Origin of the sequence: Paenibacillus massiliensis subsp. panacisoli DSM 21345 (assembly GCF_000426545.1) — a bacterium.
Classification (GTDB): domain Bacteria; phylum Bacillota; class Bacilli; order Paenibacillales; family Paenibacillaceae; genus Paenibacillus; species Paenibacillus panacisoli.
This window is the reverse complement of record NZ_AUFO01000024.1, coordinates 38,624-51,362: the sequence shown is the minus strand read 5'-3', so window position 1 is coordinate 51,362 and position 12,739 is coordinate 38,624. Positions and strand designations below refer to the sequence as shown.

Genomic DNA, 12,739 nt, shown 5'->3' with positions numbered 1-12,739 from the left:
ACCAACAATGAATGCTATGAAAGGAAGACGGGCCAAGATGGAAGCTTGGAAGCGTAGTCTATACATCCTGTGCATCGGTCAGTTCCTAGCTATGGCCTCCGTCAGTTGTGTGACACCGTTTCTGCCCCTGTATCTGCAGGAGCTGGGCGTGCATGGACAATCAGAAGTGATGCTCTGGTCGGGCGCGATCTACGGTGCGAATCTGCTCAGTGCCTTTGTCCTTGGTCCCTTCTGGGGAAGACTGGCTGACCGCTATGGACGCAAGCCGATGCTGCTGCGCTCCGGCTTTGGCATGGCGCTGACGATCACGCTGATGAGCGTGGTGAGCGGTCCGCTGGAGCTCTTCCTGTTGCGTTTGGTAAATGGTATGCTCTCTGGATTCAGTCCGGCTGCAGTAGCGCTGATCGCGAAGAATGCCCCGAAGGAAAGAAGCGGCTATGCGCTTGGCGTCCTGCACTCCAGTTCGGTTGGCGGCACGATATGTGGTCCGCTATTGGGAGGAGCACTGGCGGATCAATTCGGCTTCGCACCTGTATTTCTATACATCGGGATAGGAATATTCGCCGCTTCGCTGGTCGTTCTGTTCGGTGTACATGAGCAGCGGGAGGAGACAACGAGCCAGATGCAGACGACGGGATTGCGAGGGGATTTTGAGGAAATCATGTCCCGTCGGGCCATGCCCACATTGCTAGTCTCGGCCTTCTTGCAGCGGGCGGCTATGGTAGGTACCTTGCCGTTCATTCCATTGTATGTACAAATGCTGGCGCCTGGCAGCGATAATATCGCATTGCTCGCAGGCTTTACTGCAGCCGCAATGGGTGTAGCCAATATGCTATCGGCACCACAACTGGGCAGACTCGGCGATCATTATGGACAGCGGCGAGTGTTGAATGGAGCGCTGTTCGGCGCCGTCGTGCTCATGGTTCCTCAGGCTTTTGCACAGCAGCTGTGGCAGCTGATTGCTCTTCGTTTTTTCAGTGGCGCCTGTCTTGGTGGACTTGGCCCGTCACTGAATGTGCTTGTAAGACGTTATGCTCCGTCTGGGATGGAGAGCCGTTCCTTCAGCTATCTTAACTGCGCGCAAATGGCAGGAGGTCTGCTTGGCTCGATCGGATTGGGCTGGATGGCTGCGGCTTTTGGCTTGCGTTATATATTTGTAGGCTCGGCGGTGCTGCTTGCGGCCAACTTCGTCTGGATGTGGACAGCAGAGCGGCGGGAGGGGGTCACGAATACAGATTCCCTGTCGGGTGAAGCTGCATCGGATACAAGCATGATCCAATCGGAAAAACGGGAGCTATAGACAGCACTATCGACGGTGAGGCGTTATCTTGCTGGATGTCCTCCCGGGTGTGTCTCACGGCTGGCAATCCAGTGGTGGTCAATACATCGACCTGGTCCAAGATATAAGTGATAGTAAGGTATGAGTATAGCTTAAGATGTGAGTGATAGTTTAGATGTAAGTGATAGTTTAAGGTATGAGTAATTGTTTGTATAATTCGCAAAACAACGAATAAACGAAATTATGCGAGGTGAAGAAACACATGAAACCATGGAAAGAAATCGACCCGCGCAGCCTAGCGATTCGCTCTCAGCACTACGAGGCGGCAGAGCGACGCGTGCTGGGACAATTGCTTGAAGCTGTGCTGTACGAGGAAATTGCTTTGCCTAAGGAAGGCCTGCCACAGGCAGGCGAGAGCCGAATGGTGGAGCTGGCTGGACGTTCAGCGTCTGGAGAGGTCGTTCATTACCGTTGTGTCTGCCGCCGTAAGCTCAGCTTTGAGAGGATTCGTCTTGATCGTGAATCGCTGGAACGGATCGGGCCAGACGGAGAGTCATCTCCTGCACGACTTGCGCTTTTTGTGGATGAAGTACTGGGTCAATATCAGCAGGGGGAGTTGCTGCTTCGTTTGCAGGAGGAGCTGTCACGCACGTTGCTACATGACGCAGAATCCCGCGCCTGGCGTGTAGAAGAGGGGGCACAGCGACAGCGTGATCATGCGGAGGGAGAGCTCGATGGTCATCCGTACCATCCTTGCTTCAAATCCCGTGTTGGATTTGATGCCAGTGACAACCGTCAATACGGACCGGAGTTCGGTGAGCTATTGAAGCCGGTATGGGTAGCTGTCTCACGTTCCTATGCGCAGCTGTCGCTACGTCGTGGCATGAATGAGGAGGAGTGGCTGCAGGAGGAGCTTGGGGAGAGGGTTCTGGCGGATTTTCGCGCCGTGATTCTCCATAGCGGCTATGATCCAATAGATTACCTGTTCCTGCCCGTGCATCCTTGGCAATGGGAGCATGTAGTGGTGCCTGCACTGCACCGTGAAATAGCGGAAGGTATCGTACTGCCATTAGGTTATGCAGAGGATGACTATCGGGCGCAACAATCCATTCGCAGTCTGGAAAATGCAAGCGATCGCAGCAAAGCAACACTGAAGCTGGCACTCGGTATTGTTAATACGTCGACTCGCCGCATGCTGGCACGGCACACGGTGCTGAATGCTGCCTTGGTGTCGGATTGGCTGCATGATCTGGTGGCGATGGACCGTACACCGAACAAGCCGGAGTTCGCGCTATTGGATGAGTATGCCGGTATAGCCTTTGATACGCAGGAGCTGTCGCCCTCGGTGCGTGAGCGGGCTTATGGTGCGCTGGGCGCCATTATGAGGCGCGGTGTGGGAGCTGTTGTGCGGGATGGCGAGCAGGTGCTTCCTTTTGCCGCGTTGTCACACCCGGAAGGAGAGCAGGCAGACCTTGTAGGGGAGTGGATAGCCCGATATGGGGCAGATCAATGGCTTGGCGAGCTACTTGAGGCATCGGTTACACCGCTTATTCATCTACTGTATGCGCATGGAGTGGCGCTGGAGTCACACGCGCAAAATATTCTCCTGCTGCATCGGGACGGACGACCCGTGCGTATCGCGCTACGTGATTTTCATGATGGCGTTCGGTATTCCCGGCGCTTGCTGCCACAGCCACAGCTTTGTCCAGAGCTGCATCCCGAGCCGGCAGCACATTTGGCTCAGAATCGCCATTCCTATATGCAGACGGATGACCCGGATGCTGTTCGGGATTTTCTGCACAGCGCATTCTTTTTCGTCTGTCTGGGTGACCTTGCCCTCTTCTTGCATGAGCGTCATGGCATCGCAGAAGAGTCCTTCTGGGAGCGTGTAGCCGGAATTATCCATCAATATCAGCAGAGCCACCCTGAGTTCGCAGCTCAGTACGAGCTATATGATCTGTTCTCGGATAGCATTCGTATTGAGCAGTTGGCCCGCCGCCGTCTGTGGCCTGATACGCAGGTCGATCCGAGGTGGGTACCTAATCCACTTCATGCATTTCGTGCTGTGAAAGGAGTGGGGATATATGCCGAATAAGTTGGTTGAAGAGGAAGCACTACGACGTGTCATGGAGGATCTGCTGAACACGTTGCTGGCTGAAGAATTGTTAAGTGGGCTAATCATGCTCACACCAGCAGCCTGCGATGCGCTCGCTGAAGCGGATGAAATCTTCGATTCCGTCTGGGAGCTACATCGGATCCAAGCAGCGCTCATTGCTGAGCGAGCAGGTGCCAGAGCAGGAGACGAAACAAGTGCCGACGGAGCTACTGTAGGATCTGAGACAGAACAGAGCATGCACCCAGAAACATCTGAAACGATGTTTGGCCTTTGGCGTTCGTCCAAAGACAGTACGATGGTCTTGTTCGCCCTTCGTCCCTCCGTGGTACAGCGCTGGCGTTGTATCCCGGGAGCCGTGGTAGTAGGGAGTAATTCTAAGGGAAGAGCCCGACTTCTATCTCCGTCAGAGCTTATGCGCTTAGTCGCTGACAGTCACGGGGAAGCAGCCGGAATACAGCCTGAAGGTACTGCCGTTTTCATCGACATGCTGCAGCAGACAGTTAGGCAGATCTCGTGGTCGCTGGAGCGTCGTCAATCTTATTCGGACCAGCTATCACTACCGCCAGAGCATGCTCTTCTCTCACTGGAGCGTTATGCCGCATGGCGGGACCGTCCATTTCATCCGGTAGCAAAGGCGAAGCTCGGCTGGGGTCAGGAGGAATGCGGGAGCTTTACGGCGGAGGCGGCGGAGCCGATCAAGCTGCGCTGGATTGCCGTGCAACGGGATCGTCTGCTGAGTGGAGCGGATACTGCGAGCGTGCTGCCGCATGAACTGTTGCTCTCTGTAGCAGAGCAGCAGAAGCTGACGGAGGAGTTAACCCGCCGTGGACTGAAGGATACGCACGCAGTCTTGCCTGTGCATCCATGGCAGATGGAGCATATGCTGCCTAGTCGTCTGCACCCAGAGCTGGAGAATGGTGCATGTGTCCCGCTGGATATAGAGGCAGGCACCTATTATGCTACTTCTTCTGTACGCTCATTAATGAGTCTGGAAGCATCACCACGGCATGTGAAGCTGCCACTGGGCATTCGTTCACTGGGTGGCCTGCGTTATCTATCCGCAATCAAGATGATGAATGGCGTACGTGCCGAGAGCTTGCTGCGACAAGCCCGAGAGCTTGATCCGGTCCTGAGCGCACAGCTGTATTTATGCGAGGAAGGGCGCTGGTGGGCATTGAGGCCTGAGGACGATGATCTGTTCGCGGACAATCCCCGTCATCTCTCTGCTCTGGTTCGCACCTATCCAGAAGAAATAATGAGTGATGACAGGAAGCGGCTTGTCCCGATGTCAGCTCTAGCTGTGGAGAGCAGTCAGGCATTGCTGTTCGCCGAATGGCTGCAGGAACGAGGACTTCCAAATACAGCGGAGTCTGCACTTGAGCTGTTCCGTGAAGTTGCCGAGACGTTCGGTGAGCTATCCTTGCGCCTGCTACGCTTCGGTCTCGTACCGGAGGCGCACGGGCAAAATGCTGTCCTGGTCCTCCATGACGGAAAGGTATCAGGACTCCTGCTGCGTGATCATGACGCGCTGCGTGTGCATGTGCCATGGCTGCAGGAAGCGGGTCTGGCTGATCCCGAATATTTGCTGCGTCCAGGCGTGCCTAATTCGCTGTACCATGATTCGCCACAGCAGCTTATTGCGTTCTTCCAGATGCTCGGCATTCAGGTGAATTTGTTCTCCATCATGGATAGCTTAGCCAACGCTTACAGCCTCTCTGAGGAGCGAATGTGGTCAGAGCTTAAGCGGGCTCTGCAGACGGCAATGGAGCGAGCGGCACTGCCTGAACCACAGGCGAGTGTCATCTCCAATAGTCTGTTTATAGCCAAGCAGTGGCCATGGAAGCAGATCGTCCGACCGCTGCTGGCACAGACGTCCAAGGTACCAGGCAGCATGCCATATGGCAAAGGCGAAATGCCGAATCCACTGTGTGCTGTCCAAGCAGAGGAGGAGGTGCCACATGTTGCGTATTGAGCCTCATGCTAAGCCATTGGCACCGGAGCTGCTGGAGCTATATCGCACCATTCAGCCCTCTACGATTGGACATTTGACTGACTTCGGTTATATTCGCGGGATACGCCCATTATTTCATCCGATCCGCTTGCTTGGCTCAGCCCTTACAGTACGGTTACCCCACCTCGATTCTGCGGCGCTGCGTGAGGCGCTGGAGATGGCTCAGCCCGGGGATGTGCTCGTCATCGACATGTCAGGCGACGAGGATCGGGCCTGCTGGGGAGAATTCCGCGCCTACAAAGCCATAGCCAAGCAAGTAGCTGGAGCGGTCGTATCGGGATGTGTCTCGGATGCAGCAGCGCTGAGACAGCTTGGTTTTCCAGTATTTTCGCGTGGCATCAGTGCATTGACAACTCGCTCGCTGGAGCTGGAGGGAGAGGTGAACACCTGCGTCAGCGTGGGGGGTGTAGCGGTACGTCCTGGTGATCTGATCATCGGAGATGAGGACGGACTGTTCGCTATTGATCCCTTGCGAGCAGAGGAGCTGGGAAGGAAGGCTGTGGAAAAGCAGCAGCGTGAGCAACGCACCCGTGACAAGCTCGGGTACGGCCATATTGGTGAGGGAGGAGAGGGAGTATGAGTACAACAGACCAAGGAAGACGTCAGCTTCACCTGAATCTGTTCTTGCTCAGCACGGGACATCACGAAGCAAGCTGGCGTCATCCCGATGCTAGTCCGCAGCTAGCAACAGACTTTCGCTATTACGAGCGACTGGCCCGGATGGCAGAGCAGGCGAAGATGGATTCCATCTTCATTGCAGAGAAATACAGATTGAACAAAATGACGAAGTATCGTGTCATTCCGCAGCTGGAGGCATTCACCATGCTTGCTGCGCTATCAGCGGTAACGGAGCGGATCGGTCTGACGGCGACGGCGTCGACCACGTATAACGAGCCCTTCCATATCGCTCGCAAATTTGCTTCACTGGATCACATTAGCGGTGGGCGAACAGCCTGGAATATCGTGACCTCAACAGGTGATGCGACTGCTCGTAACTTTGGTAGGCAGAACCATCTCGATCACTCGCTCCGCTACGATCGCGCCCATGAATTCGTTGAGGCAGCTGTTAAGCTGTGGACAGGCTGGGCTGAAGATGCGCTGCTGATCGATCAGGAGGCTGGATTATATGCGGATATGAACCGGATCAAAGCTGCTGACTATGAGGGTAAGCATCTATCAGTGGCTGGTCCGCTCAATCTGCCACGATCTCCTCAGGGGGTGCCAGTGCTTGTACAGGCAGGCTCCTCTGAGGCAGGGCGCTCATTCGCTGCCCGGTGGGCAGAGCTTGTGTTCACAGCACAGCCTTCGATGGAGTCGGCGGTGGCCTTCTATACGGATTTGAAGAGCAGGCTGAATCTATGGGGACGCCGACCTGAGCAACTGAAGATTTTACCGGGGCTGATTACCTTTGTGGGGGATACCGAGGCAGAGGCGAAGGAGAAGGAACGCGAGCTGAATGAACTAAGCGCTTCCGAATACGGGCTCTATAATTTGTCGGCGTTGCTGCAGACAGATCTGTCGGATTGTCCGCTGGATGGACCGCTTCCTTATGAACGCTTACCTCAGCTTGAGCAGATACAGGGCCAGAAAGCGCGCTTCCAGCTGTATGTCAATCTCGCACGTGAGGAGCAGCTGTCGATCCGAGAGCTGATTATCCGAACGGCGGGAGGACGAGGACACTTTACTGTTGCGGGTACGCCGATTCAGATTGCCGATACCATGCAGCGCTGGCTGGAGGCAGGTGCGGCCGATGGCTTCAATCTAATGCCGCCACTTTTGCCGACGGGACTGGAGGATTTTGTGACGAAGGTCATCCCTGAGCTGCAGAACCGCAGTATCTACCGTACAGAGTACACTGGAAATACACTGCGTGAGAACTTGGGGCTGACTGAACTGCCTGCGACGCAGTTGGTGTGAGGTATACTAGCTGTGCCGCGACTGCTCAAGGAAAGAATTTGAGTGGTGCAGTATATAGAATGAAAGCAAGGGCTGTCCTGAGAGGGATAGCCTTTGTTGTTTTTAAGGTGGTTAATGGTGGCAGTAAACTCAAACAAAAACATAACTTCAGTAATATAGATGATTATTTCTAAATAAATACTGATACTGCAAAATGATACGTGTCCACGTACCACATTCATCTATTCCTTATGTTAACCTCTCCATAACAAAGGAGTGGTGACATGACAAGTACCAACAGCGAAGACCTCGCTTCGCAATACGCACAACTCGTCCAACGTGAAGACAAACCAACTGGTCACATGTAACAAACTCATACTGGACGCTATGAACATCATCGCGAAGCGAGCGGGTGTGCTGCACATGGACACAGTTACACAGGCTGCGTATCACCTCCATGCCGTCGAGCAGGATCTGAATCGGAAGTTATTTGAAGTCCGACTGGAGAAGAGTATCTTGGCGAACCGAATGAGCCAGTCTACATAAATCCTTTAAATCAGGGACAGCACAGGATCACTTTAGGGTGTTCTTGGACTGTCCTTTTACCATTCCGTTAATACCACGATTCTCATAAGTATTGCCATTCTCTTAAATATCCCTACTGTCGGAAATGTCCAGAACTGCTGACGCAAATGTTCATTTTCAAGCCTTAAGCTTCATGTAATAATGAGAATCAATATCAATTAAGGTTGAGATAGAAAAAGGGGAGTGTCCATTTCATGTTTAGTTTATTCCATAAAGGACTTCGGAGGCGCTCCGGGTTCATGATGTTTACGGCTTGTCTGCTTGTGCTGGTCGTATTGGCTGGATGCGGACAAAGTGCCGGTAATACCGCAAGCTCGGGCAGTGGTGAAGCTACAACCTCCAACGCTCAGTCGGGTTCGACCGCAGCGGGGCAGGAGGGCTCTTCCGCAGCAGCTGGTGAGGAACGTACTGTTCAGCATGCCATGGGCGAGACGGTGATCAAGGGAACGCCACAGAAGGTCGTTACCTTGTTCCAGGGAGCTACTGATGCTTCATTGGCGCTGGACGTCAAGCCTGTAGGTGCCGTAGAGGCATGGATTGAGAAGCCGTGGTATAACTATATCCGTGAACGGATGGATGGGGTCGTGGATCTGGGCTCCGAGAACCAGCCGAATCTGGAGGAGATCGCTGCACTTAAGCCAGATGTCATTATTGGCTCCAAGACCCGTCATGAAGAAATCTATAACCAGCTTAGTGCCATAGCGCCAACGGTGATGACGGAGGAAGTGCATATCTGGAAGGATTCGCTGTCGTTGACGGCGGATGCACTGAACAAGAAGACTGAAGAGCAGGCCTTTCTAGATCGCTGGGCAAGCGAGGTTGCCGATTTCAAGGAAAAGATGGGTGACAAGTTGAACCAGCAGGTGGGAATTGTTGATTTCCGTGCGGATCATGCACGTATTGTCCATACAGGCTTCTCGGCGCTGGTCCTGGATGAGCTGGGCTTCACACGCCCTGACGTCCAGAAGAGCGAGGAGTGGGGAGTGAAGCTGGTATCGAAGGAGAACATTCCGCAAATGGATGCAGACATCATTTTTGATCAGACGAGCACAGATCGCGATGATGGACGCCTCGACTTGCGCAAGGAGTGGACAGAGCATCCACTTTGGAAGAATATCAAGGCCGTGCAAGCGAACCGTGTCTATCAGGTGGATACAGCCGTCTGGAACAGTGGCTCAGGTCCATTGGCGGCCGAAGAGATGCTTAAGGATCTTAAGGAATTCTACGAACTGGACTAATGAGCGGCAGGGCAGCGGCAAGTGCCGAGAGGTATTTATCGGTGCGCCGCTGTTGCTCCGTATAGCGGCGGCCGATATGGCTTGCCGCTTCTGTCTTTTTTTCATTGGCCCTGGATGTTTGTGCACCATGATATGAGGGAGGATCATCGTGAAGCCACTTTTGCAACGTAACCGTAGCAAGCTGATCGGCCTTGTGGCCGCGCTGTTGCTGCTTGCTGTCGCTTTTATCGGCAGCATCGCACTCGGAACGACACCTATTGCCCCGTCTACAACGCTGGAGGCGCTCGTCAGCTACAATCCGGCCAACAATGAGCAATTGATCATCATGACTACGCGTGTACCACGGGCTGCGTTCGCCTTGGCTGTTGGTGCAGCGCTGGCGATTGCCGGGGCACTCATGCAAGCCCTTACTCGCAATCCCCTGGCTTCACCGGGGCTGTTCGGGATCAATGCCGGTGCTGTGCTAGCGGTGGTTCTGGCGCTCACAATTCTGCCGTTGTCCTCGCTGTCACAGCTCGTGTGGGCAGCCTTCGCAGGCGCTGCGATTGCAGCTCTGCTAGTCTATGTACTTGGTTCATTAGGAGGCGGAGGCCTGTCACCGCTTCGGCTAGTGCTGGCTGGTTCCGCGCTCAGCGCTTTGTTCGGCGCCATGACTCAGGGCGTGCTCGTGCTGGACGAATCAGGCTTGCAAAATGTACTGTTCTGGCTGGCAGGCTCGGTAGCAGGCAAGGAGCTGCCGCTGCTACAGCAGGTGCTTCCTTATATGATTACAGGTGGAATCGCGGCTCTGGGGCTCGGTTACCCGCTAACTGTGCTCAGCTCTGGTGAGGATGTAGCCAAAGGTCTTGGTCAGCGTACCCTGCTCGTCAAAGCCATTGCTGCCGCTGCAGTCGTATTGTTGGCGGGTAGTGCGGTAGCGGTGGCGGGAGCCATCGGCTTCGTTGGACTGGTTATGCCACATTTTGCCCGCTATCTGGCCGGAACTGATTATCGCTGGGTCATTCCATACAGTGCCGTGCTTGGCGGAATTCTGCTGCTTGCTGCGGATATTGTCGCCCGCTTCCCAGTGCAGCCGGGAGAGCTACCGCTTGGAGTCGTGACTGGACTAATTGGTATGCCATTCTTCATTTATATTGCCCGTACTGGATTTCGGGGGAAGGAGGCCGCAGGATGAGTCGTCTTGTTCCGATTCGTAGTCGTCAAGAGCGTATATCCCTTCTGGCTGATCGACGAATTGCTCTGACATTGCTGGTATTGATGCTTCTTCTCATGATGTCATTCGTGCTGGGAGCGTCTCTCGGTAGCAAGTGGGAGTCACCGTGGCAAGTGCTGCTTACGCTTGTTGGCCAGGGGGGAGATTCAGCTTTTGTGATTGGTACGCTTCGTCTACCTCGGCTTGTGCTGGCGATGTTGGCCGGAGCGGGTCTCAGTGTGGCAGGGGCTATCCTGCAGGGAGTAATTCGTAATCCGCTGGCTTCCCCGGATGTGCTCGGGATGACAGGGGGAGCATCGGTCGCTGCCGTTGCCTTTATTGCTTTCCTCGGAGGGGAGCTCAGCATTCGCTGGCTACCGCTTGCTGCCATGTTCGGTGCTGCTCTCGTGTCTGGCTTGATCTATGCCCTTGCCTGGAAGGATGGCGTCTCACCGATTCGCCTCGTATTGATCGGCATTGGCATCTCAGCGGGTACAAGTTCCCTGACCATGCTCATGTTGTCGTTCAGCTCAATCACCACAGCGAGCCGTGCTTACATCTGGCTGACTGGCAGCGTATATGGAGCCTCCTGGGAGCAGGTGCTGACGCTGCTGCCGTGGACGCTGATATTTATACCGCTTGCAATGATCTGCGCACGACATCTGAATGTGCATGAGCTGGGCGAGCAGGTGGCTGCTGGCGTAGGCGCAGCTGTACAGCGTCAGCGCCTGGGCTTGCTCCTGATTACGGTGGCATTGGCAGGATCGGCCGTTGCCTTGGTGGGAGCTGTCGGCTTCATCGGCCTGCTTGGGCCACATATTGCGCGCAGACTTGTCGGACCATCCTATGGCGGGCTGCTACCCGCCGCAGCGCTAGTCGGAGCATTGCTATTCTTGCTGGCGGACACCGCAGGACGGACGCTCTTTCAGCCGCTGGATATTCCAGCGGGCGTATTCACCGCCGCAATCGGCGCTCCATTCTTCATCATGCTGCTGCTTCGTCATCGACGTCATTAATCAGGATAGGGAGTGAATTGCCATGCAACAGACAGGCGGACTCGACATTCGTGACTTAACGATCTCCTACGGAGGAGATCCGGTCATTGAAGGGCTCGATCTAGAGCTATTAGCCGGAAAAATAACGGTATTTGTCGGCAGCAACGGATGCGGCAAATCAACATTATTACGTACAGTGGCACGCTTGCTGCGGCCACAGCAGGGTAGTGTGCTCTTGGATGGCAAGGATCTGCTGCAAATGCCAACGAAGGAGGTAGCCCGGAAGCTAGCTATTCTCCCACAAGGGCCGACCGCTCCTGAGGGGCTGACGGTGCTGCAGTTGGCACGCCAGGGACGCTATCCCCATCAGAGCTGGCTGAAGCAATGGAGCCGTGAGGATGAGCGAGTCGTTCGTGAAGCGCTCGACAAGACAGGGATGAGTGTCTACGCGGAGCGTACGGTAGACTCCTTGTCTGGTGGGCAGCGACAGCGGGCCTGGATTGCCATGACACTTGCACAGGATACAGATTGGTTGTTACTGGATGAGCCTACGACCTACCTTGATCTGGCGCATCAGATTGAAATTCTAGACTTGTTGTTTGAGCTAAATGAACGGGAAGGGCGTACTGTGGTGATGGTGCTGCACGATCTGAATCTGGCCTGCCGCTACGCACACCACATTGTGGCTGTCCATGACAAGTCGGTATGGACCGAGGGGCCACCAGAGATCGTTTTGACGAAGGACATGGTTCAGGCTGTCTTTGGTCTGAGTTGTCAGATCGACACAGACCCTATTTTTGGGACTCCCCTTGTCATTCCGCACGGTAAAGGCAGGAGATTGGTGCAACGCTCGAAGAAGAACGTTCAGTATGTATAAGTGAGTAGTATATGAGATGGGAAATATGAGATGAGTGAATAATGATTAGAGAAAATCATTAGAGAAAATCATTAGAGATTAGAGATTAATAACCGTATTATATTTGAGTCGTAGTAGAGGGCCGTTATAGATTGCAGTTTTAGAGAGTAGCCATAGACATAGTGATAGTCATTAATAGAAATAGCGATATAATAACTAACAATAGAAACTAATAATGGAAACTAGCACCTTGACCGGATCTAATTTCAGGTTTTAATGATCTGTAGAGCGTAATGGTTAGCGGAAAGTGGGGAAGACCTAGAGAAACGACCGTGTCCGCCTTTAAGCTTGCTGTTCAACTGCTAACAACTTAGTTCAAGAACAACAAGCTTAACAGTGGTCGAGAGGGCTCCCTGCTTGCAGCGGTCTTAGACCCACATTGATATTTGAAATAGTCCACAATCTACCTCAGAAGGATTCAGAAGAATCCCTGAGGTTTTTTTCGTTCCATAGCTTCAACTAAGGTCCATACCAACGGCAACGAGTGGAATATATTAAATAGTATAACTCC

The 12,739-nt window shown here is 53.9% G+C and carries 10 protein-coding genes; all 10 read left to right on the top strand.

Annotated features, from left to right (window positions below):
- The first annotated feature begins 37 nt into the window (after positions 1-37).
- The 10 genes from K331_RS0118960 to K331_RS0118920 all read left to right on the top strand — a co-directional run bounded on the left by K331_RS0118960 (position 38) and on the right by K331_RS0118920 (position 12,189).
- Positions 38-1,300: an MFS transporter gene (locus K331_RS0118960; protein WP_028591543.1), complete on the top strand. Its 1,263-nt coding sequence runs from the start codon at positions 38-40 to the stop codon at positions 1,298-1,300.
- Between the two features lie 241 nt (positions 1,301-1,541).
- Positions 1,542-3,374 carry an IucA/IucC family protein gene (locus K331_RS0118955; RefSeq protein ID WP_028591542.1) on the top strand — a complete coding sequence of 611 codons (1,833 nt, stop codon included), beginning with the start codon at positions 1,542-1,544 and terminating at the stop codon, positions 3,372-3,374.
- A complete protein-coding gene (locus K331_RS29935; protein WP_051289917.1) occupies positions 3,364-5,367 on the top strand; it encodes an IucA/IucC family protein in 2,004 nt (667 codons plus the stop codon). Before K331_RS0118955 ends, K331_RS29935 begins: the two co-directional genes overlap by 11 nt.
- Positions 5,354-5,986, top strand: coding sequence for an S-adenosylmethionine--2-demethylmenaquinone methyltransferase (locus K331_RS0118945; RefSeq protein WP_028591541.1), 633 nt, complete (start codon positions 5,354-5,356; stop codon positions 5,984-5,986). Before K331_RS29935 ends, K331_RS0118945 begins: the two co-directional genes overlap by 14 nt.
- Positions 5,983-7,323, top strand: a complete 1,341-nt coding sequence (locus K331_RS0118940) for an LLM class flavin-dependent oxidoreductase (protein ID WP_028591540.1) — start codon at positions 5,983-5,985, stop codon at positions 7,321-7,323. Before K331_RS0118945 ends, K331_RS0118940 begins: the two co-directional genes overlap by 4 nt.
- 402 nt (positions 7,324-7,725) lie before the next feature.
- Positions 7,726-7,848 (top strand): hypothetical protein, encoded by a 123-nt coding sequence (locus K331_RS32980; RefSeq protein ID WP_264177764.1) that lies wholly within the window; start codon positions 7,726-7,728, stop codon positions 7,846-7,848.
- Positions 7,849-8,081: 233 nt separating this feature from the next.
- Positions 8,082-9,125, top strand: a complete 1,044-nt coding sequence (locus K331_RS0118935) for an ABC transporter substrate-binding protein (RefSeq protein WP_226383637.1) — start codon at positions 8,082-8,084, stop codon at positions 9,123-9,125.
- A gap of 148 nt (positions 9,126-9,273) precedes the next feature.
- Positions 9,274-10,299 (top strand): FecCD family ABC transporter permease, encoded by a 1,026-nt coding sequence (locus K331_RS0118930; protein WP_028591538.1) that lies wholly within the window; start codon positions 9,274-9,276, stop codon positions 10,297-10,299.
- Positions 10,296-11,333, top strand: coding sequence for a FecCD family ABC transporter permease (locus K331_RS0118925; RefSeq protein ID WP_028591537.1), 1,038 nt, complete (start codon positions 10,296-10,298; stop codon positions 11,331-11,333). Before K331_RS0118930 ends, K331_RS0118925 begins: the two co-directional genes overlap by 4 nt.
- Positions 11,334-11,355: 22 nt before the next feature.
- The gene (locus tag K331_RS0118920; protein WP_028591536.1) at positions 11,356-12,189 is read left to right on the top strand and encodes an ABC transporter ATP-binding protein; all 834 of its coding nucleotides are present in this window, start codon (positions 11,356-11,358) and stop codon (positions 12,187-12,189) included.
- Positions 12,190-12,739: the final 550 nt, after the last annotated feature.